General features: G+C 62.9%; 22 protein-coding genes. 6 read left to right on the top strand and 16 right to left on the bottom strand.

Annotated features, from left to right (window positions below; translation table 11 throughout):
* Window positions 1-22 precede the first annotated feature (22 nt).
* Window positions 23-1,783, bottom strand: a complete 1,761-nt coding sequence (locus AAF563_11655; GenBank protein MEM7121926.1) for a serine hydrolase domain-containing protein — start codon at window positions 1,781-1,783, stop codon at window positions 23-25.
* Window positions 1,784-2,010: 227 nt separating this feature from the next.
* Window positions 2,011-2,991 (bottom strand): GlxA family transcriptional regulator, encoded by a 981-nt coding sequence (locus AAF563_11650; GenBank protein MEM7121925.1) that lies wholly within the window; start codon window positions 2,989-2,991, stop codon window positions 2,011-2,013.
* A 115-nt stretch (window positions 2,992-3,106) separates the two neighbouring features.
* Here AAF563_11650 and AAF563_11645 point away from each other — a divergent pair, with 115 nt between their 5' ends.
* Window positions 3,107-3,664 (top strand): cysteine hydrolase family protein, encoded by a 558-nt coding sequence (locus AAF563_11645; GenBank protein MEM7121924.1) that lies wholly within the window; start codon window positions 3,107-3,109, stop codon window positions 3,662-3,664.
* 39 nt (window positions 3,665-3,703) lie between these two features.
* Here AAF563_11645 and AAF563_11640 read toward each other — a convergent pair whose 3' ends face one another.
* The 13 genes from AAF563_11640 to AAF563_11580 all read right to left on the bottom strand — a co-directional run bounded on the left by AAF563_11640 (window position 3,704) and on the right by AAF563_11580 (window position 15,636).
* On the bottom strand, window positions 3,704-4,078 hold the full coding sequence (locus AAF563_11640; GenBank protein MEM7121923.1) for a hypothetical protein: 375 nt from the start codon (window positions 4,076-4,078) through the stop codon (window positions 3,704-3,706).
* Between the two features lie 119 nt (window positions 4,079-4,197).
* A complete protein-coding gene (locus tag AAF563_11635) occupies window positions 4,198-4,530 on the bottom strand; it encodes a hypothetical protein (GenBank protein ID MEM7121922.1) in 333 nt (110 codons plus the stop codon).
* A gap of 77 nt (window positions 4,531-4,607) precedes the next feature.
* Window positions 4,608-5,399, bottom strand: coding sequence for a dienelactone hydrolase family protein (locus tag AAF563_11630; protein MEM7121921.1), 792 nt, complete (start codon window positions 5,397-5,399; stop codon window positions 4,608-4,610).
* Entirely contained in the window at window positions 5,396-6,184 is a 789-nt protein-coding gene (locus AAF563_11625) for a dienelactone hydrolase family protein (protein ID MEM7121920.1), read from the bottom strand. The genes AAF563_11630 and AAF563_11625 overlap by 4 nt, the downstream gene beginning before the upstream one ends.
* Window positions 6,181-7,971 (bottom strand): hypothetical protein, encoded by a 1,791-nt coding sequence (locus tag AAF563_11620; GenBank protein ID MEM7121919.1) that lies wholly within the window; start codon window positions 7,969-7,971, stop codon window positions 6,181-6,183. The genes AAF563_11625 and AAF563_11620 overlap by 4 nt, the downstream gene beginning before the upstream one ends.
* Window positions 7,972-8,144: 173 nt before the next feature.
* Window positions 8,145-9,089: a N(4)-(beta-N-acetylglucosaminyl)-L-asparaginase gene (locus tag AAF563_11615; protein MEM7121918.1), complete on the bottom strand. Its 945-nt coding sequence runs from the start codon at window positions 9,087-9,089 to the stop codon at window positions 8,145-8,147.
* Between the two features lie 174 nt (window positions 9,090-9,263).
* The gene (locus AAF563_11610; protein ID MEM7121917.1) at window positions 9,264-11,000 is read right to left on the bottom strand and encodes a hypothetical protein; all 1,737 of its coding nucleotides are present in this window, start codon (window positions 10,998-11,000) and stop codon (window positions 9,264-9,266) included.
* Window positions 11,001-11,242: 242 nt separating this feature from the next.
* A complete protein-coding gene (locus tag AAF563_11605; GenBank protein ID MEM7121916.1) occupies window positions 11,243-12,199 on the bottom strand; it encodes a hypothetical protein in 957 nt (318 codons plus the stop codon).
* A 24-nt stretch (window positions 12,200-12,223) separates the two neighbouring features.
* Window positions 12,224-13,342, bottom strand: coding sequence for a TQO small subunit DoxD (locus AAF563_11600; GenBank protein ID MEM7121915.1), 1,119 nt, complete (start codon window positions 13,340-13,342; stop codon window positions 12,224-12,226).
* Window positions 13,343-13,431: 89 nt separating this feature from the next.
* Window positions 13,432-13,830, bottom strand: a complete 399-nt coding sequence (locus AAF563_11595) for a DUF6362 family protein (protein ID MEM7121914.1) — start codon at window positions 13,828-13,830, stop codon at window positions 13,432-13,434.
* Complete coding sequence (locus AAF563_11590; GenBank protein MEM7121913.1) at window positions 13,827-14,777, bottom strand: hypothetical protein; 951 nt, start codon at window positions 14,775-14,777, stop codon at window positions 13,827-13,829. Before AAF563_11590 ends, AAF563_11595 begins: the two co-directional genes overlap by 4 nt.
* A complete protein-coding gene (locus AAF563_11585) occupies window positions 14,774-15,079 on the bottom strand; it encodes a helix-turn-helix domain-containing protein (GenBank protein ID MEM7121912.1) in 306 nt (101 codons plus the stop codon). Before AAF563_11585 ends, AAF563_11590 begins: the two co-directional genes overlap by 4 nt.
* 146 nt (window positions 15,080-15,225) lie before the next feature.
* Complete coding sequence (locus AAF563_11580) at window positions 15,226-15,636, bottom strand: hypothetical protein (GenBank protein ID MEM7121911.1); 411 nt, start codon at window positions 15,634-15,636, stop codon at window positions 15,226-15,228.
* An 84-nt stretch (window positions 15,637-15,720) separates the two neighbouring features.
* Here AAF563_11580 and AAF563_11575 point away from each other — a divergent pair, with 84 nt between their 5' ends.
* The 4 genes from AAF563_11575 to AAF563_11560 all read left to right on the top strand — a co-directional run bounded on the left by AAF563_11575 (window position 15,721) and on the right by AAF563_11560 (window position 18,788).
* Window positions 15,721-16,428: a S24 family peptidase gene (locus tag AAF563_11575; protein ID MEM7121910.1), complete on the top strand. Its 708-nt coding sequence runs from the start codon at window positions 15,721-15,723 to the stop codon at window positions 16,426-16,428.
* A 98-nt stretch (window positions 16,429-16,526) separates the two neighbouring features.
* Window positions 16,527-16,925 (top strand): DUF6362 family protein, encoded by a 399-nt coding sequence (locus AAF563_11570; GenBank protein ID MEM7121909.1) that lies wholly within the window; start codon window positions 16,527-16,529, stop codon window positions 16,923-16,925.
* A 152-nt stretch (window positions 16,926-17,077) separates the two neighbouring features.
* Window positions 17,078-17,965, top strand: coding sequence for a hypothetical protein (locus AAF563_11565; GenBank protein ID MEM7121908.1), 888 nt, complete (start codon window positions 17,078-17,080; stop codon window positions 17,963-17,965).
* Window positions 17,966-18,299: 334 nt separating this feature from the next.
* Window positions 18,300-18,788 carry a DUF2569 domain-containing protein gene (locus tag AAF563_11560; GenBank protein MEM7121907.1) on the top strand — a complete coding sequence of 163 codons (489 nt, stop codon included), beginning with the start codon at window positions 18,300-18,302 and terminating at the stop codon, window positions 18,786-18,788.
* A gap of 22 nt (window positions 18,789-18,810) precedes the next feature.
* Here the strand turns inward: AAF563_11560 and AAF563_11555 are convergent, their stop codons facing one another.
* Complete coding sequence (locus tag AAF563_11555) at window positions 18,811-19,386, bottom strand: DNA polymerase III subunit epsilon (GenBank protein ID MEM7121906.1); 576 nt, start codon at window positions 19,384-19,386, stop codon at window positions 18,811-18,813.
* A gap of 142 nt (window positions 19,387-19,528) precedes the next feature.
* Between AAF563_11555 and AAF563_11550 the strand changes: the two genes are divergently transcribed.
* Window positions 19,529-21,598: a hydantoinase/oxoprolinase family protein gene (locus tag AAF563_11550; protein MEM7121905.1), complete on the top strand. Its 2,070-nt coding sequence runs from the start codon at window positions 19,529-19,531 to the stop codon at window positions 21,596-21,598.
* The last annotated feature ends 1 nt before the right edge of the window (window position 21,599 follow it).

Raw genomic sequence — 21,599 nt, 5'->3', positions numbered from 1 at the left:
GCCCGCTAAGAAGTCCGATGACTCACGAACAAAGTGGACGTACCTCGCCCGCCGCCTCGGCGACCGCGCGGTATTCGTTGACGAAGTCGTCGCTTAGGAAAAACGCGGTCAGCCCATTGGGCAGCACCTCGATGATGTTGCCGCCCCAGCCTGACATGTGCGGCACCGTCACCCGGCACGGGCCCTGGCGCACCCAGAAGTACCAAAGCGACATGTGATAGGTCTCGTCGAACCCCGGCACGTCCAACCCGCGTATCGGCGTGCGGTAGAACGCCTCGTCCAGCTTCGCTTCGCTTAACAGCTGTTGGCCGTCATGGCGGCCCTTGGTGTGCAGCAGCGACGTGATCTTGGCGATGTCGTGGACGTTGGGATAGAGGCCGGCGGCCATCATCGGAATGCCCGTCCCGCCATCCGGCTCGACCGTACGCGAGATCGGGATCGAGGGAATCCCGATCGGCTGCAACACCTCGGCCATGACGTTGTCCCACATGTTGGCTTCCGGCCCTTCCAACCTCTTCACGAGGCTGTCCATGGCGGCCGCCAGAACAAACGTATCCATGTTGCGGTAGCGAAAGATCTCGCCGGGGCCCCAGTCATAGTCAAGACCGGCAAACGCGGCGCGCAGCTTGCCGGAAGTTGATGGGGAATCCAGGAACAGTGTCGTCTTCCAGCCCGGGAAGACTTCGGCATAGTAATGCGCGCTGCCCGCGTTCGGCGATCCCTCGCCAATACCGGTCGCCATGTTCAGCGCGTCGGCAAAGGTCACGTCCTGCCAGCCGTCATGGTGCGCGGTGACCTCCAGGTAATCTCTGATCCTTAGATCGAAAACATGGTCACCGTGCTTTTCGGCAAGGTAGAGCATGGCGACCATCGCGCCCAGCGACTTGGTCACCGAGAAGACGCCATGGCGCATCTCCTCGCAATAGGGGAAGTCGCCGTAGCGCGTTTCGCACGGGCGCAGATAGATGACGCCGTCGACCACCAGCCCGCTGGCGCTGACCGGCTCGTCGCGATAGCGCCCGGCGAAGGTGCGCATCGCCGCCAGTGAGAAACCGCTTTCCAGGTCGGCGAACGGGCGCACCGGCAGACGCGCCGCGCGGTCCATCTTGAACGCCGCGAGCACGGCCGCCGCCTGCGCGACATCATGGGGATCATAAGTCGCTTCGAGCCGGCCAAATCCGTCGAAGGTGTTGTAGGGCGCGGTCTCCTGCACAATCTGGAACCGCACGTCGGAAACGCCGTCGTCATCGAAGACGAACGTCGCCAAGCCGTTATGCGCCTCGTTCCACCACGCGCCGCCGGCCAAGACGAACGGGAAGGACGCGCGCGAGCGCCCGCCGTCATCGGCCTCTGACCAAATGCGTCCTGGCGACACGATGATATCCCACGGACTGCGCGAACCCGTCCCGCCTACGATGCCCGGCTCGACGGGGATCAGATAACCGTCATGGCTGATGAACGTCAGCGCGACCGCGGGGAACCATGCATCACCCCTGTCGCCACCGTCGAAGCCCGCCATCCGCGTCTCCGGCAGATGAAGCGTGCCGGTAAACGCATGCAGCGCCGGCGCCGACGCGCCGACCGGCATGAACCAGCCGTTGTGCACGGCCTCGTCGCCCATTTGCCGGCCATGACGCAGCACCTCGGCCGTCAACACGTCGCGCACCCCGCCCGGCGCCTCGACCTCGGCCCGCGCCCCGCCGATCGCTATGGCAGTCAACACCGCGAGCCCGATACATGCCCGCACGACGGCGCGCACGCCAAAGGCGTCGCCGAACGGCATCACATGCCGCCCGCGCCGACCTTTTCTCCCCTTCCCCCTCGAAAGATAGTCGCTCATCTGTTGGCGCTCCCCGGTCTTGTTGCCGAGATACGTCACACATGTGTTCACGCGGCGCCGACGTTAGCGCATTTTCCGTCTTTACGGAAACCGTGCCGGCCCGCTTGACCGAAAAACGCGTTGGCACAGGATGGCCGTCCGCTACAGGTCTCCTTCAGATCGCACCTGGTTCAACCCACGGAGAAACGCCGGCGGTATTCGCCGGGTGCAAGACCCATGATCCGCTGGAACACCTTGCTGAAGGCCGCAGGGTCTTCGTAGCCGACCTTCCAGGCGATCTGATTGAACGGCAGCGACGACTGTTCCAACAGTTCGCGCGCCCGTCCGACACGCAGCGACTGCACATAGGCGGTGGGCTTAAGGCCGGTGGCTTTCTGAAAGCGCCGCAGGAATGTCCGCTCGCTCAATCCGGCGACCGACGACATCGACGCGATCGTCACGGCGCTCTCGCTGTTGGTCTGCAGCCAATGCTGGACCGCCAGAATTGGTTCGTCGCCATGGCCGAGACTTGGTGCGAAGGCGCTATAGAATCGCTGCTCCCTGCCGCTGGGGTCGACAAGGAAAAATCGCGCGACATCCAGCATCACCGTCGGACCGACGAAGCGGTCGACCAGACGAAGCCCCAGATCGACCCACGCCATCACGCCGCCGGCGGTGATGATGTCGCCGTCGTCCACGATCAGCTTGTCGGTCTCAAGCCGCACGCCCTTGAACCGATCGGCGAACTGCTCTGCCAGGGCCCAGTGCGTCGTCGCCGCGCGTCCGTTGAGCAACCCCGCCTCGCCCAGCAGGAACGCGCCGGCGCAGATCGAACAGATCACCGCGCCACCGCCGTGCTGCCGTTGGATCCAGGCCAGGACGGGCGGCGCGAATGCCTCCGGCCCCTGCTCGCCAAGACATGGCGGAGCGATCAACGCGCCCAGTTGCTGGTGACCGCCCTCACCGGGACCATCGGTCATGACGACATCGCCGCCATCGCCCGACACCGCCCAGTGGCTGACGGAAAAGGCCGGTCCCGACGATGCCCCGCTCTCTTCCGCGATGCCGTTCGCGACGGCGAACAGATCGCTCAGGCCGTGCACCGCACAGGCCTGCGATCCCGGATAGGCCAGCACGCCAATCGCCGTCGCGGCGCCGCTCTCTTCCGTCATCCTGTCAGTTTCACCGTGTTTTATGTCATTTGTGCCAATTCCGACCCTGCGCCCTCATGACTACGTTGTCCAGCCCAGGAACACCCACGACACGCAACCGCCGGAGGACACCGCCATGACCAAGACCGCGCTCGTGATCATCGACCTGCAGAACGACTATTACCCCGACGGCAAGTGGACCCTTGACGGCATCGAGGCCGCGTCGGCCAATGCCTCCAAGATGGTCGAGAAGTTTCGCCAGTCCGATGACCTGATCGTTCACGTCCACCACAACTTTGTCGAAGACGACGCGCCGTTCTTTGTCGCGGGATCGCCGGGCGCGGAGATCCATCGCGACGTCGCGCCCAAGGATGGCGAGCCGCAGGTCCTCAAACACCAGGTCAACGCCTTCCACGAGACCGACCTGCAGGACGTGCTCGGCAATAACGGCGTCGAGAACCTCGTCATCTGCGGCGCCATGAGCCACATGTGCGTCGACGCCGCGACCCGCGCGGCAAGCGATCTCGGCTACACCTGCACCGTCATCCACGACGCCTGCGCGTCCCGCGACCTGGAGTTCGAGGGCGAGACCATCCCCGCCCGCCAAGCCCACGCCGCCTATATGAGCGCGCTCGGCTTCGCCTATGCGACGCTGAAGTCGACCGACGAATACCTCAGCGGCGACGGGGACTGACCTGCCGCTCGCTGATCTGAGGCGCGCGGCCGACGCGCATCAGCGGCCGTGCGCCACGGTCCGCGCGTCGTTATCGGAGTACATGCCGGGCTCATACCACCAGGAACACTGGGCGACGCTCAGCACGATCAGCAGAAGAATGTACGCGAGCGCATAGGAACTCATCGAGACCGCCGTGGAGATGGGCCTGGTGCGCCACGAATCGTCCTGGGTAAACGCGCCATACAGATCGACGACATTACCGAAGGTGGTGTTGTCCATGCCTTTGTTGTTGTTGTCGTTGGGATCGAGGTCTTCGAGTTTAAGCGCCTCTTTCTTCGGATCCTGGTAGGCGCGCGGCGCCGCGGAGTTAGCCACTTGCCGCAGCTTGGCGGCCTCCTCATGTCGTTTTCTCGCTCTGTCGTTACCATCCATGACGGACTCTCACGTCAGCGATAGCGTCTCCATTCTGGCAGAACGCGCGTGAACCGCGAAAATGGCGACCTCGTTTCCCCGCGCAGACAGGAAGTCGAAGCGCTCGACGATACCGCGGGTCACGGCACTTCATCCAGTCGCTGCAGTCTACCTGTGTAGATGACGTCGTCGCCCTGCCGCTCCTCGGTCCAACTGTAGATCAGCTCGTCGCCGTCAACGGTCAGCTGGAGATAACCGTCTGTACAACGAAACCGCCCACGCGTAATGATCTCGCTGTATTCATGGATCGCACCATCGACGGATATCAGGGTGAGCCGGGCGTCACAGTCGTACTCGGGATAGGAACTCGTTCCCTCGTCGGTACTCTCGATGACCAGCGTGGCGTTATAGGGATCTAGACCCCTTTCAATGATGATGCCCTGCCAGGTACCGACGATTGGCTCGGTTGCCAAAACGGGCGTCGACAAAGATAGCGCGCCGGCAACTACGGCTATGAGGCACGCGGCGAACGCAATGCATGTCGCACGCGTCACGGCGCCTGCAGGTGCTGCGCCAAGAACGCCTCCACGCGGCGATAGGCATCTGCCGTCGCTTCCGGGTCATAGGACATTTTATGTCCGCGATAGACAACATCCTCACCCTCCCAATCGAACGCATGGGTCGCGCCGGGGTAGACGACGAGCTCGAAGCTTTGCGTTGCATCGGGAAGTTCCATCGTCTCGCAGTTCCAAGCCCGCGTCAGGTTGTCCGCATCGCCGGTCAGGATCAGGAGTGGCGCATCCAGACCGCGGGTCAAATCACACAAGGGATAGAACGCGACGGCCGCGTTGAATGGTGTCGTCGTGCGCGGCTCATACCTCGATATGTTGCTGATGGCCTTCATGACGCTGTTGCCGCCGTGGGACCAGCCGACAACGGCGATCCTGTCGCCGTCGACATAGGGCAAGCTCGCCAGAAACTCTCGTCCCGCGTGGGCGTCGCGCGCCCGCGTGGCGTAGCTTGCACGGTCTATGTCCGGTGACGGCGCACACAAATGATCGATGCCGCGCGGCCCAAAGCTGTCGATGCGCAGCGTGACATAGCCCCACGACGCTATCCGGGTGTAATTAGCCCACGTCCCCTCCTGGTCAGTTCCACCGCAGCTATGCAGCAGCACGACCGCCGGAAACGGTCCCTCTCCTTGAGGCACGGTGAGCTTGGCCTCCAGCATCGTGGTCTCGCCGGAGAACTCGGTCACGGGGAACGTGACGATCTCGCTTTCGGCGCGACCGGTCGTCGCCAGCAGACATCCAAGAAGAGTGGTGACAAGTGCGCGGATCATGGCGCTTGCACGTGCAACGCCAGGAAGTCGAACATGCGGCGGTAGGCGTCTTCCGTCACCTCGGCGTCGTAGATCATCCTGTGACCATAGAACTCTCCGGGAGAGTCCACCCAATCGAAGGCATGGGTGGCCCCGGGGTAGACGATGATCTCGTAGACCTCGCTGTCACCGGCTAGCGACAAGGACTCACATCGCGCGAGCGGTGTCGACGTATCGGCACTGCCGATCAAGATAAGCAGCGGAGCATCGGTGCCGGTTAGTCTCGTTGGACAGAGTGGGTAAAACGCGACGGCCGCCTTGAAGGGGGCCTGTCGATCCGGCTGGTTCAAGACATCATTGCTGATGGCCCTCAAGATGCTCATCGCGCCATGGGACCATCCGACAACACCAATCTGTTCATCATTGACATAGGACAAACGCGCCAGAAACGCCTTTCCAGCATGGGAATCGAGGGCGCGTATCGAAGGAGGCGCGACATACGCGTTCGTGCTGTCGCATGCGTGCGCGAGACCACGCGGACCGAAACTGTCGATGACCAACGTGACATAACCCATCGGCTCAAAGATCTGTTCGTCCAAAGTGCTCACAAAGTTTGGACCGTTGCATCCGTGCAGCAGCGCGACCGCCGGGAATGGGCCGTCGCCTTCGGGCCTGTTGAGCTTCGCCCGCAGCATGGTCGTTTCGCCCGAGAACTCGGTCACCGGGAACGTGACGATCTCACTTTCGGCGTGTGCGGTTGTCGTCAGCAGGCAGCCAAGAAGTATGACGCACACTGCGCGGATCATGGCGACACCTCACAGAACGACCGCAAGTTATCCGCCAACGCCGCCATGTTCTCTGCTTCATACATGCCGGGTGTCCCAGGCGTCGCATCCGCCAGACGGATCGCCGTGGTACCGTTGGGCATGAGCGCGACAATGTTGCCGTTACCCATCATCTTTGGGATCCGGACCCAACAACCATCCGCTGAGGTAAAAGGCATGAACCAGAAAGAGAAGTCATAACCGTACTGCCCATCGCGCGTGCGCCAGTTGATGGGCAACCCTCTCTTTAGGTCGCCTTCGAGGAGCCGATCGATTTCATCGGCATAAAGCACCTGACGCCCGTCGACGGCACCGCGGTCGTGAATCAGCATGGCGATTTTTGCCAGATCCTCACCTGTTGGAAGCAGGCCGGAGTGAAGCAGTGGCAAGCCCGGTTCGCCGTCGGACTCGCGTGTGTGGGCCATCGGGAGATGATGCACGCCGATCGGCAACAGCACCTCATTGGATACCCGCTCCCACAGGTGTGCGTCCGGCCCTTCCTCCTGCTTCAGATAAGCGTCCATGGCGGCAGTCAGCACAAAGGTCTGTGCGGTGCTGTATCGGGCGATCTCGCCTGGTCCCCAGCTGTAGTTACCGGCCAGGAACGCGGCATCCAGCCGCCCTTGCGCGTCCGCGGCGTCATGAAACTGCGCGTAGTAGAGCGCTTCCAAGTCGTCTTCGAAGTCATAACGGCGAGAGCCCTCCAGCCCGGCAAGGCTGCCAATGCCGGTCGCCATGTCGATCGCGTCCAGAAACGTCACATCCTGCCAGCCGTCGTGATGTGTCACGACATCGACATAATCGACGATCTTCAGATCCAGGACATGCGGGCCGTACTTCTCTGCAAGCCACAAGAGGCTTAGGGCCGCGCCGGCCGAGACCGACACGTTGTACACGCTGTGCCGCATCGCATCACAATACGGATAGTCCCCAAACCGCGTGTAACAGGGTGTGCGATAGAACGTCCCATCGCTGACCAGCCCGGTCAGCGTCAAATGCTTGAGGTTGTGCGTCATGCCGTCGATCGCGCCAGAAGAGGCATCCAGGGATGCAAGGGGTGCGGTCGGCAGTCGCCGTGCAAGTTCGTCGGCGAACGCTGCCTCAAATTCCTGTCTTTGCGCAACCGGCCCCGGTTGATAAGCCAGCGGCACGCGCGCCCACGTGTAGAAGCGCCACCACTCAGCGGATTCCTGAACGATTTGAAACTGAAGGTCGGACGTCTCGGTTTCGTTATAGAGAAACGTCGCAATCCCATTGTGCGTATCATTCCATTTTTGCCCGACCAGAACGAACGGAAACGACGCGCGTGACCACCCGTCGTCACCGGGTTCTGTCCAGACCCTGCCCGGTGAAAGAACAACATCCCAGTCGGGAGACTGCGTGCGAATGACATCCCGCTCAACGGGCACCAGATGACCTTGCACGGTCATGAACGATGCCGCAAACTCGGGGAACTCTTCCGCCGGAATCAGATGGCCGCTTTCGTTGAGCATCAGCCCATACATGTCGGCTGTCTGCCCTGTGTCTTCCAAGAACTCCGTCGCCGAGAACACGAGCACACCGGACAGCTCGTGAAGCGCCGGTTCATGCAACCCGACCGGCATGAAGTAGTCGTTGTGGATTGGCCCATCCTCGTTTGGTGTGTCCGCCATCAACTCCTCATGGGTCAGGCGGTCGCGCACATCGCCGGGCGGCGCAACGTCGGCGAGACTCACCATGGGCGTTACCGTGAACAGCAGTACAATGACAAAGGCAGGCAGAGACTTCATGGCTGCCTCGGTGGGCAGCAGCCCAGTGGCGCTGACGTGGTGTCAAAGCTGTGTGGCAGGAACCCTACAACCACGTCACCCTCGCATGATCCACCAGCATCGTGAGTGACAAGGTGGGCACCGTCCTGGCACGCGTCCCAATTGGCCCGTCCTCGCAAAACCCATCACTCCTGTCAGCCTGGAATGGGAAAGGTCATCGCGCCCTGCTCGGTCTGAACGGCATAGCCGAATCCAGCTTGTTCCCATCCTGAATGCGCACCGCCATGCCGGCCATCAATGGCCATGGCAACGATGCCGCCCCGGAACGTGTAGCCCTTGTCGGTAATGCGCTTGATGGCCGCTGCCGCCGCATCGCCTGGCGGCATGCCGCTTCGCATAAGTTCAACCGTGTGATAGGTCGGCAAAAATCGCATCATCACATCACCATTCCCGGTCGCAACGGCAGCGCCAACGTCCTGATCGGCAAAAGCGCCTGCGCCCACAATGGGTGAGTCGCCGACACGACCCGGTATCTTGAACTCACGGCCGTTGGTGGAACACCCAACGCAGAGATTGCCATCGGCATCGAGAGCGATAGACCCGACCGTGTCATGCCCGGCCAGATCGTCCTTTTGATATGGCTCAGGCCCGAAGGCATCGGAGGACTCATTGGTCGCCGCCCATTCTTCCCAAACAGCTTGGGAACCCGGCGTCGAGAGGGAGGTCTCGTGAAAGCCCATCCGCACGGCAAAGCGCGTCGCATCATCGCCGACAATCAACGAGTGTTGCGTCTCCTCCATGACCGTTCGCGCGACAGAGATGGCGCGCTTGACCCGCTTCAAGCACCCGACCGCACCGACGTCGTGTGTCGGTCCCCATAGAATCATCGCGTCCAACGTCGTTTCGCCCACCTCATTGGGAACACCGCCATAGCCCACCCAATACGCATCGGGTCGCAATTCCACATGATTGATGGCGGCCTCGACGGCATTGGCCGCTGAGCCTCCTGCCTGCAACACGGGGAAACCTACGGCGTTTGCGTCACGGCCGAATTGCCAAATCGTCAAGATGATGGGTTCTCCGGCGGCCAGCGGTGTTGTCGCCATCTCCTGCGCGCCCGCGGTCGCCGCAGCCGACATCACAACCGAACCTGCTGCCGCCCCCAAGACGTTCCGCCTGGTTACGCCGTTCCTGGAAGATGTCACCGAAATGTCTCCTTCAATAGGTAACAGTTGTCGTGAGCTAGGTGACGGAGGAAAACACCCTTCGGTCGTTTTGGCTTGGCCTCCGCGAGGATGCCTGATGATCGTCGCCTACTCACAGAACGACCGCACGTTGTCCGCCAACGCCGCCATGTTTTCGCCGCTCCACATGGCATCGGAATCGTCGTCGGCATCTGCCAGCCGGATGCCGGTCATACCGTTAGGCATCAGGGTCACGATGTTGCCGCCAATGCCAATCATCTCAGGGATCGCAACGCCGCACGACGCCTGGCCTCGATAGGGCATGTACCAGAAGGAAAAGTCATAGCGGTAGGTGCCATAGGCGGTTCTCCATGGGATCGTCAGGTCGCTGCCGGAGCCGTCCAGCAACACGTCGATTTCATCGGCATAGAGAAGCTGTCGGCCATTGTGCGCGCCGCGATCCTGATAGAGCTGGGCGATTTTGGCGAGGTCGTCGAGGGTCGGGAAGAAACCCCAGCCCATGATCGGAATGCCGCGGGAGCGGTCCGCTTCGCGCGTATGCATCATGGGTGCCACCGCGACACCTATCGGCCGCAGCACCTCTTCGCTCACCATTTCCCACAAGTGGGCATCCGGGCCTTCCCTGTCCTTGAGATAGGCATCCATGGCGACGGCGAGCGTAAAGGTGTGCAGGTCGTTGTAGCGGACGACCTCACCGGGTCCCCATTCGTAACGGCCGTCCTCGAAGGCGACATCGAGTTTGGTCTCAACACCAAGCGCGTTGGCGAAACGATAGATGAAGCGTTCCCCGTCGGCATAGATATCATCGATAGCCGATGTCTGGTTGGGCGCCATTTCGCCGATGCCGGTCGCCATGTCGATGGCGTCGCGGAACGTCACATTGTTCCAGCCGTCGTGATCGGCGGTAACGTCGACATTGTCGGCGATCTTCGCGTCGAACACCTCCGGTCCGTAGCGCTCGGCCAGCCACAAGAGACTCAGCGCGGCGCCCGCCGACATCGTCACCGCATAGACGCCATGACGCATGTCGTCGCAATAGGGATAGTCGCCGTAACGGGTGTAACAAGGCGTGCGGTAAAGCACGCCGTCATCCAGCAGTCCGGTGACCGTGATATGCCCCAGGCCACGCTCCATGCCGTCGATTAGGTGGCTGTCCGCGCTAAGCGTATCGAGAGGCGCGGTTGGTATACGCTGCGCCAACATATCGTTGAATGTCGCGACAAGGTCGGCCTTCCCATCGACGGGACCAGGCTGATAGAGCAATTGCAACTGCGACCACGCATCGAAGCGCGACCAGGACGCTGCTTCCTGAACGATCTGGAACGTTGCATCCGACACGTCGGTATCGTTGTAGAGAAAGGTGGCGAGACCGTTGTGGCTGTCGTTCCACGTCCTTCCCGTCAGAACGAACGGGAATGAGGCACGCGACCAGCCGTTGTCGCCGGGCTCCGACCAGACCCGTCCCGGCGACAGGATTAGATCCCAGCCGCCGGAAAGCGGCTGCACGATGTCGTGCTCAACAGGCACCAGGTATCCATCTGTCGTGACGAAGGACACCTGGAAACTTGGAAAGCGCCCTTGTCCGACGAAGAAGGGTGCGCCAATGAAACCAAGCACGCCTTCAAACGCATGGTGCGCCGGGTCCGCGTGACCGATGGGCATGAAGTAATCGTTGTGGACAGGACCGTCCCGGTTCGGTGCGCCCGTCATCAACTCGTCGAAGGTCAAGCGGTCGCGGGTGTCGCCAGGGGGTGCGACATCGGCCCGGACAAGGGGTGGTGCGGCCGCGATCAGGACTGCCGTCAGAACGGCAATTGCCAGACGTCTTGATGCACGCGGTGTCATCGCTCCTACCCCTCTGTGTTGTTGTCGAACGTACTCCGTAACCGTTGTGTCTGTCTGATCGCGGGCGTTGCGCACGCCGGTGGATAATCTAGCCGAAGTAATGCACGAACCGCATCGGCGACATCACCGTCAACAAACTGCATACATTGTCATTGTATGTATGCAAACGGTGACGAGTCAACGCAAACCGGCGCGCAAATGCGCATTTGAACCCTGCGAGAACCAATAAACGCCTTGGCTTCCTAAACTTGCGCCTCTTTCGCCGGCACGCCATAGGCGGCCTTCAGGTCCACCAGAGGTTCCTCGGCATGCGCCCAGAAATCCCAGTCCGGCGCGAACACATCGGTCGTCAGTTGCTGGCCGCGCGACCAGGCCTCCCAGAAGTGGACGGGGTCGAGCGCGCCTTTATGGGCGCCCGCGTGCTCGATCAGCTCGATACCCAGGTGCCAGCTGAACAGCACCGGCAGGATGTGGCCGGCGACCGGCTGGTCGGGATGCATGCCGGCGGTGAAGGTCGAGACCAGGATCTCGCCGGCATAGGTGGTGGCATAGCCGCTCAACAGGTGCGTGGTGTCGTGTGGCACGGCGAAGATCGCGTTCAGCGCGTTCTGCTCGCCGGGAAACGCGAACTTGTGGTGGGTGTAGTGATCCCAGAAGCTGTGCCCCAGCGAACCCTCCGGCAGGTGCTCGAGATCGTGGAACCGTTTCGCGAGCGCCGGGTCGTTGTTGGCGTCCTGATAGGGCAGAAGCCACGGCATGACGTCGCCGTCCGCCCACATCCTGTGCGTGATCGACAGCATGTTGTGACGCACCATGTCCATGCCCGCCCAACGCAGATGGCCGAGCACAGCCTCGTTCATCTCCTTCAGGTAAGGCGCATCGAACCCGAGCGCGTCGGCATAGTCTTCGACCAGCGCGATCTTCTTCTTGTCGACCACGCCGTCGACAAACGCCATGACGGCGAGGAAGCCGATTGTACGGCCGCGCAGGTCATCGCCCGTGAGCGCGCCCGCCAGTTCGCCGGGCGTGACCGCGCCGGCCACATCAAGCGGTTTCTTCAGGTCGAAGAAGAAGTGACCCGCCGCCGCGATCGCCGCGCGGTCGTCGTCACTCGGCGCGCCGCTATCGCCGGCGGACGCGACCGTCTTCATCGCGCCCAGAACCGCCGCCATCGCCTGTGGCGAGGCATCGACCTTCATCGCGTCTCCCCTCCCTCTCGATGCCTATTCGGCAAGCGCGGCCTCGGCGCTCCACGTCGCGCCGTCGATCGCTTCGAACCGTATGTCGTAGGTGCCGGCCTGCAACGCAAGTCCGCTCGCGGGCGCGGGCAACGTGATCGTCGCGCGCGCGCCGGTCGATCCGCTGAAGCCGACGACCTCGGTCTTGAAGTGCGCCGCCCAGACATAGGGATAGACGTTGTCGATCGCGCTTTCCGGCAGCGCCGCCAGCGCCGCGCCGTCCCAGGTCGCCAGCATCGCGCCGCTTTGATCCGTCAACGTCACCGCGACGACATAGGCGGCACCGGTATCCGGCCCGGCATCGACATAGGCGTCGAAGGTCACGCTGCCGTTGTCGGCGAGCGCCGCATCACTCAGCGCAATGTGGTGGCGGTGAAAACTCACCCGCGGATCCAGCGGCGAGACGACCGCGCCGAACAGGATGTGATAGGTGCCGACGGTGAAGATGGCGCACACCAGCGCCAGCGCGATGCCGGCGCGCCGCGTCGCCACCGGCGTCAACGCGCCACTTGTCAGCCACACCAGCCACAGCCGCCGGCCCTTGTCGACCGCGCGCGCAAAAAACAGGTGATCGAGCGACAGGCGCCCGCCACCAGCAATCACGATCGCGCCGCTCATGGCAACGCCAGAGACCGCCATCGTCCACTCGTCCAGACAGGTCGACCCCATCCAGCCGAAGATCATCATCAACGCGATGTTGAGGACGACACTGACCAGCGCCAGGCCGCGTGTCAGGAGCCCGAAGATCAGGCCCACCCCGACGATCAACTCGGCGAACGTCCAGAACCAAACGGAGAGGTCGATCAGCGCGGGGTTGGCGAGCGTCCACTCCAACGGCTCCTGGATCCAAAGCGCGCCGGGCAGCGCGTGCACCATCTTGTTGGCGACAAAACCGGCGGACTCGAAATCCAGTTTGACCGCGAAATCGACGCCGTGGATCTCATGAAAGTCATAGAACAGCCGCCGGCTCGCCCCGCCCCAGAAGATGAACCCCTGGACCAGGCGCACGCCCAAGACCGTCAACGCGATCAGCGGAAACGCGCTCAACCAGATCAGCCGCGACCGGTCGCCTTCGTCATGGATCGCCCATTGCTGCGTTGCCATCGCCTGATCCCCCCTCGGTGTGGCTATGCGCGGCACAGTATGCCCCAGCGCACGCGCCGGGGACACGGATAGGTGGTCACGGTTGCGCCCTACCCCGCCTTCCGCTCGTTCAGCGTCGCGGCCGTCTTCAACAGCGCTTCCATCAAACGCCGCTGCGCGGTGCGGGGGTCGCAGCCGGCGATGGCGCCGATCTTCCACCACGGCGTCCGGTTGGCGCGTGCCCAGGCGATGCGCGCGTCGTCGTCCGCCATCAGCTGCAGCCACGGGATCGCCTCGTCCATGGCGTCGATGTCGCGCGGCGAGGGCGTGATGCGGATGCGCCCGACACCCGAATAGCCGTACGCCTCCTGGGCGGCATGCACGTAGTCGGGCCAATGGCTGCGGTGTTCGTGCGGACCCTTGACCGCGGGAAGGCGGCGCAGGGTGCGCGCGGCCTCGGTCAGGCGTTCCATGATCTCGGCGGCGGTGATGTCGTCGGGATGGCTCATCCGTTCTCCACGGGGTTGTCGTCTGGACCGGTGAACACCACGTCGGCGCCCCAGCGCGCGCGCAGCTTGTCGGCAATCGCTGGATCCGGCGGCGGGCCGGTCAGCGTCAGCGGGTCGAAGCCGACGGCTTCCAGCGGCGCGATCACCTCGCGGAAGGTCTTGATGTTGCGCACGTCCTTCCTCATCAGCGCCTTCACCGCCGACCAACGTTCGGCGGGCGACAGTGGCGGCGGTGCGTCCTGCTCGACGCGGCCGTCCTGTTCGGCGAAGCCTTGGGCACGGCGCAGCCATGCCTTCAACCCGGCGCGCGGATCGGCCCAGCGCCGGCCGTTGGCGCGGCTGTGATCGCAGAACTTTTCGATCTCCAGCGCCAGGTCCGCGTTGGGTGCGGCCGCCTTCGCCCAATCGCGAAACGCCGCGTCCTCGGCGAGCGCGCCGAGCCCCGCCAAACCGTCATGCGAAAAAGGGGGCTGGCCTTCCTCTTTTGGACTCTCGGTTTGTGGGATCTGGGTGTCTGGGATCTCGGCTTCTGGCCTCTGGGTCTTAAGCGCCGTCCGATCGCCCCCACCCGCCACCGGCTTAGCCGCCTTCAGGTTCGGGTTGCCGCCCTTTCTGCCGTTGGCGCGCGCGGCGCGCAGTCGCCGGGCATCGCGGATCATGCGCCGCGAATAGACGGTGCCCTGGCGGTTGCGCGAAAAGACGCCCGCTGCCTCCAGCTCGACCATCAACTCGCCGATGCGTGCCTCGGCCATGCCGGTCAGCTTGGCGAGATGGCCCGCGTCAAGCGCGCGACCGTTGATGGTGAGGTAGCCGTAAGGTTCGGCCTCGTGCATCAAACACAGGCACTCGATCCAAAGCCCGCGCGCTTCCAGTGAGCAGATGCGCAAGGCCTGGTCGCCGCGCCAGTCGGTCGGGAAGAACTTCATCCACGGTTGCGCCGCCGTCATTTGGTCACCCCTTCCAGGTGAGCCATGTCGCGCAGATTGTCCTTGCAGTGACCGCACACCCGGTTGCCGATGCCCTCGCTGCGGAACAAGCGCCCGCATGACAGGCACTTGCGTTTCGACGTCGCGGTCAAGGCACGCCGCCGTGCCGGCCGTGGCGCCAGCTGGTTTTTCTTGAACCGTTGGATCTTGCGCGTGACCGACCCGGTGCTGCGCTTCAATTCTCTCGCGATAACCCTGACCGGCGTGCCGCGCGCCAGAAATTGCTCGAGCTGTTGAACTTCCTGATCGTCCCAGTGTCGCATGGTGCTGTGGTTCCCATGAAGTCGCCCCCCGCCAGCTGCGGTCGCAAGGGTCCCCTGCCCGGTTCGTTTTTTGGTGATGAAGAGACGGCTGCCGGCCGGTAGGGGTTGAGGAGGCAACCGGCAGCCGCCCCTATGGCGTCGCGGCTTTAACGGGGCGCGGGGCCACCCGCCCGGCACCGCGTTGCGCCCGCCGACGCCTTCGCGCCGCGCCTGCGGAAGAAACCGGCGCGCGGCACCACGAGAACCTTGGCCTTGCGGCCCGACGCGTTGACCCGCCGGGTGCCGCTGTCGACGATGCGCCCGTGGCGCATCAGCTCTGAACACCGTGGCCTCACCGTCAGGACGGAGAGACCCAGCCGCGACGCCACCTCGTCGGGCGTCAAACCGTCGGAGAACCACAGGCAGTCGAACACCTGCTCCCTGATGGTCGCGATACCCGCTTCGGAACCGATCGGTGGGTTGGCCCGCTCTGTCGCGGCTTCGCTGGATTCCGTGGAGTCAGGGATGGGGTCGGGGGTGAACCCGGGGGTTAAGGCTGAGCTGGTGTGTTGCGTCATGATTCGCCATGTGATAGGAATTACCCTATTGCGTCAAGGTCAAAACCTAGTCGCAATTCCTATTCACCAGAGCGACACTGAATCATGGCCGAAACCCCACGGGAGCTGATCAAGCGGCTGGTCGAGGCACGCGACAACCTCACGCTTGCCGACCTGTCGCGCGCGCTCGGCCTGAACCACGCCTACTTCCAGCAGTATGTCTCCGGGCGTTCGCCGAAGAAGGGCCTGCCCGAGGAGATCCGGGAGGGCGCGGCCCACCTGCTGGGCATCGATCCCGACCGGCTGCGCGAGACCCAGCGACTGCCGGTCGGCCTGGCCCAGGACGATCAGGCTGCGCGAACAGTGTCGGCGGTCACACAATCAACAAGAAGTGGCCCACCCGCGGGCGCAGTCTCAATAGAGTATGGCTCTCGTGATTTCCCGATATACGGGTCTTCCCAGGCCGGCAATGAAGGGCAAGTTGTCGACTATGACCATGTCGTCGAATATCGCCACAGGCCGCCGGAGCTTATCGGCGTGAACGGCGCATGGGGCATGTATGTGGTCGGCGACAGTATGGAGCCCCGCTATTTCCACGGTGACCGTGTCCACGTGAACCCCCACAAACCCGTCCGCGCCGGCCGTTTCGTGGTCATCGTGCGCCACGACAACACCGCGCTCGTCAAGCAGTTCGTCGCCAGGAACGACAGCCTCTATAAGCTGCGCCAACTCAATCCCAAGCGCGACATCGAGGTCCCTGCCACCGAGGTCCAGGGCTGCTTCCTGATCGTCGGCGCGACCGACGCCGATTAGCCCACAGCTCTTCGTCAACAGTAGGCGTGTGCCTCTTGACAAATAGGGTAAAACCTATCTACGATCTCCCGCCAAGAAGGACGTTAAGGGAGATCGCCATGCCCGAACAGTTGAGCCAGCCCAGAACCTGGACCCTGACCTTGCTGGAGCGCGCGTTGAGGGACGCGGCCGCCAGCCCGCCGCTGTCGCTTGCCCGCATGCGTGTGCTGCGCTGGCTGGCCGAGCTGGAGCCTGACGAAGCCGATATCCTGTGGGGCCGCGCCGTCGGTCTCTCCTGGACCGCGCTGGCGGCCGAACGCGACGGCGTCAACGACCGCACCATCGCCCACCGCCTCTACCTGCCGGCGCTCGAACACCTCAAGACGGCCGCGACCCTCGACACCTTCGACCAGGTCGTCGCCGACTGCACCCAGGCGCTCGCATGCGCCGGCGCCCGCCTCGACCGGCGCCTCGACGCGCTGGAGCAAGAAATGCCTTCGCCAGGACTTGCCGCATAGAGGCTGAATCTTCGCCCAGCTCTACAACTAAAAGATGTCGGATTGAAGTGGCAATGGGATTCTCTAGACCTGATTGTGACGCATCCACGAACACAGGTAAGAGTGTGGTAATATGTTCAGCCTTCCCTGAACAAGAATGTGGTGCGGACGACGTGGAGCGGATTAATCAATACGCCTTTTACCAGCTAGCAAAACAACTCGCTGAGCTTAGCAGCTTCAAAGTAGATACTCCGCCAAACATTATCTTCTTTGAACTATGGACTGCAGAACAGGCTGTTGGGCAACTATTGGACGGGCGACCAATACCAGTTGGCGTGTCTCGAGCAGCTGTCGAGGATCTCAAGAGACAGATTGACGGGATAAAGGCCGAACACTTTTCTACCGAGAACACGGACGGCGAAAGAGAGTTTTACATTCCTGGCGAAGATGCCAAGCCAGTAGAAAAGTGGCGTTTTAGCGCGTGGCGCTCCGCTGTAGACACATTTGAGACGGTCTTCAGTGCCGAGATGGCAGAAGCCACTACTTACTACATACCTCAACGAGGAATATACGACACAGCAGCATTGATAGACCGGGCGGATGATAGTTTTCCGAGTAAGTTGCAGCAGTTCATTTCCGAGAAATCCAAAGAGGACTGGCGTGCAGCAGGCCGTTGCCTCGCACTAAATCTATGCACCGCCTCAGGCTTTCACGTCGTTCGTGCGGTGGAGGCGACACTGGAATCCTATTACCAAGCATTTACCAATCAACCCGGAGCGACGAGGGTAGGCTGGCACGACTATCTGAAGGACTTAGAGGGGCTCCCACAGGGGACATCGCCAGAACCAAATCCGAAAGTTCTCGCAGTTATTCGGCAGATGAAAGATGACTATCGAAATCCGGTTGTCCATCCCCGCGTTGTTTTGACCGAGGCAGACGCTCGAATGCTGTTCAACAACGGCGAGAGTGCATTGATTGGTATGGCACAGGGGCTCATGAAATTGGCTGGTGGATCACAGAGTGCGCTTGCTCTCATCCCGAGCAAACCACAGGGCAGTTGACCGACCACCTTCAGCGGCCCGCGCTTTCGAGTGCGGCGAAAAAGAGCACTAGTCTTCTTGACCGCACTAGCAACACACTAAGTGGAGTCCTCAGGCTCCACGACAGCCAGAACCAGATCCTTGGGTCCTGCGGAGTTGAATAGGCATCTGCCCGTGAGACTCACCTATCCGCAATAAGGTGTAACCCTTCGTAGTGCGCGACCTCAGGGCTGAGGTCGCTATCCTTTCTGTCGTTGAACTGCCGTTACCAGGTCGCCTGCCGATAACCGGAGGGCTGGTGCGGTAGCCAGGAAACACCGTGCGCAAGACGTGGTGGCCTGGGAGGAGTGACACCATGGCGATGACAGAGCTCGCCGCGGCGACGCGGCGCGAACCGGATCCTTGCGGCCTCAACGGATGGCTTTGGCTGGTCTTTGCCGCGGTCCTCGCCGGGCTCGCCTGGCACCTGTTTGTCCTCAAGGAAACCACAGCGTTGTTCACAGGCGCCGAGGCCGAGACGTTCCTGGCGACCGCCGAGCCCGCGCTCTATCAGCTCTCCATGCTGGAGATCTTCGTCAGCGGCTGCCTGATCCTCGCCAACCTCGTCCTGATCGGCATTTTCTTCACCCGGCACCGCCAGTTTCCGGCTGCCTTCATCATGGTCGCGCTGTTCTCGGTCGCCTGGGTTATCGCCGATGCCCTGCTTTACCGCTCGATCGTGCCGGCCGATCCGATGATCGACGCCCAGAACGGGCGCGAACTCGCCCGCGCCGCGCTCTGCGCCCTCGTCCTGGTGCCCTATATGCTCGTCTCCAAACGCGTGAAGGCGACGTTCGTTTTCTGACGCGCTCGGCATACGCCTCGGTCTAGGTGGTCAAGAGCCGGAGAAGGAGGTGGGCATAGCCCGTCGCATCATCAATGGCGCGGTGGCTATGCGGAACGCCGCCCATCCAATCGTCGGGGTAGGCGTGTTGATCCATCAGTTCCGGACTGATGCCCAGTTTACCCGCCGCATATGACGGCAAATCCAAACCAGCGTCCGAAAACAGGCTGGCGCCCTTCAATGGTCCACGAAACAAAGGGCGTCCACTGAAGCGCCTGAGGTACCAGTCCATCCAAGCGCCATCGAATGACAGGGGATGCGCGACAAACACCCTTTCGACTGGGAATTGCTCAATCCATGCAACCCACTGGTCCATCGCATCGCTTGCATCGATCTGGTCTTCGTTGACGTATGCATAGGCCTCGGGCTCCGTACGCCACCAAGCCATCACCTCGGGGTGTTCGCTCATTTCGGGTAGCGGCAACAGGTTTACCTCGAACCCATCAACGATACCGACCGACTCGCGACAAGCGATGCATGCAAAACTGATCATGGAGTGAACGCCAGGCGTCGGCCCGTTAGTCTCCACATCCGTCACGAAGTAAGTCGGTTGCGTCATGAGCACTCTCTTGGAGCAAGCTGTTGGCTGTCTCCTTTCAATGTCTGGCAGACTTTTGAGATGTCAATTCTCTTCACGGCGTGGACGGTGCGCTACTCTGGTTGCTAGGTTCGCCTCATAGCGCACACACCGGGGTTTCTTTATGCGGCTGGCGGTCGATACGGGCGGCACCTTCACCGATCTTGTGATCGAGGACGATGACGGGAGGCTCAGCCTCTACAAGTCTCCGACCACGCCGGACAATCCGGTCGACGGGGTGATGCATGTGCTGGCCCTGGCGGGCGACGATCGCGGCACCGGCCTCGAAGGCCTGCTCAGCGCGACGGATCTTTTCGTGCACGGCACCACGGTCGCGACCAACGCGGTGGTCACCGGACGCACCGCGCGCACCGCATTTCTGACCACCGCCGGCCACCCCGATATCCTGACCTTGCGCGAGGGCGGGCGCATCGGCCTGCCGCTGTTCGACTATTCGATCCCCTACCCCGAACCTTACGTGCCGCGCGCGCTGACCTTCGAGATCCCCGAGCGCGTAGGGCCCGACGGCGCGGTCCTGACCCCGCTCGACGACGAGGCCTGCGAGGCGATCATCGAACAGATCCGCGAGGCCGACGTCGAGGCGATCGCGGTCTGTCTTCTGTGGTCGATCGTTAATCCGATCCACGAACACCGGATCGAGACCCTGCTCGCCAAACACCTGCCGGGCCCCGCGGTCAGCCTGTCGCACCGGGTGAACCCTTCCTTGCGCGAATACCGGCGCGCCTCGGCGACCGCCATCGACGCCTCGCTGAAGCCACTCATGGCGGCTTACGCGCGCGAACTCGCCGGCCGCCTGAACGGCGCGCAGTTTGCCGGGCGCGCGCTCTTCATCACCTCCCAGGGCATGACCCGCGACCTCGCCGACGTCGCGGCGAACCCGATCCACACGGTAAAGTCCGGGCCCGCCATGGCGCCTGTATCGGGCCGCCACTACGCGACGCTCGACGGCAACGCGCCGATGGCCATCGTCGCCGATACCGGCGGCACCACCTATGACGTCGCCCTGGTGCGCGACGGTCTGATCCCGGAGACCCGCGAGACCTGGATCGGCCAGCCCTATCTCGGCCACATGACGGGCTTTCCCTCCATCGATATCCGCAGTGTCGGCGCCGGCGGCGGTTCGATCGCCTGGGTCGACGGCGGCGGCCTGCTCCACGTCGGCCCGCTGAGCGCCGGCGCCGACCCCGGCCCCGCCTGTTATGACCTCGGCGGCAAGGAAGCGACGGTGACCGACGCCGCCGTCGTGCTGGGCCTGATCGATCCCGAGTTTTTCTTAGGTGGCAGCATCACGCTCGACACCGCCCAGGCGCGCCACGCGGTCAAGCACCGCGTCGCCGGGCCGCTCGGTATGCCGGTCGACGAGGCGGCGCTCGCCATCTTCGCGCTGGTCAACGAAACCATGGCCGGCGCCATCGAGGACATCACCGTCAACCAGGGCGTCGACCCGCGCGACGCCGTCTTGATCGGCGGCGGCGGCGCGGCCGGCCTCAACAGCGTCGCCATCGCGCGCCGGCTCGGCTGCCGCTGCGTCATCTTTCCCGATACGGGTGCGGCGCTCAGCGCCACCGGCGGTCTTCTGTCGCCGCTCAGCGACGACTTCTCGACCTTCTTTCCGGCGCGCTCGTCGACCTTCGACAGGACGAGCGTCAACGCCGGCCTCAAACGTCTCACCACCCTGGCGGAGGGTTTTGCGGCGAAGGCCGGCGCCAACGCCAACCCGCAAATCGACTACAGCGTCGAAGCGCGCTACGCCCAGCAGATCTGGGAGATCAAGCTGCCGCTGCCTTCAGCGACCTTCTCGTCCGACGAAGACGTCGACGACCTGTGCCGCGCCTTCCACCGGCTGCATCGCGAGATCTTCGCGTTCGACGATCCGCTGGGCGAAATCGAATTCATCAACTGGCGCGCCACCGTCTCCTGCGACCTCAGAGAAAACCCCATCGGCCAACTCAACGACACGGCGAGCGGCCAGAGCGCCATCCACGAACGGACGGTCGTCTTTCCCGGCCCCGACGTGCTGACCGTGCCGATCCACCGCTTCGAGGGCCTGGTGGTCGATGCCATCCACGACGGTCCCGCCATCGTCGAGACACCCTACACCACCATCGTCATCGACCCCGGCACCCGCTTCCAGCGCGCCCAGTCCGGCAGCCTGGTCGTCGTGATCGATTAGG

It is taken from the genome of Pseudomonadota bacterium (assembly GCA_039028155.1).
Lineage (GTDB): Bacteria > Pseudomonadota > Alphaproteobacteria > SP197 > SP197 > JANQGO01.
This window is presented reverse-complemented; position numbering and strand designations above follow the sequence as displayed.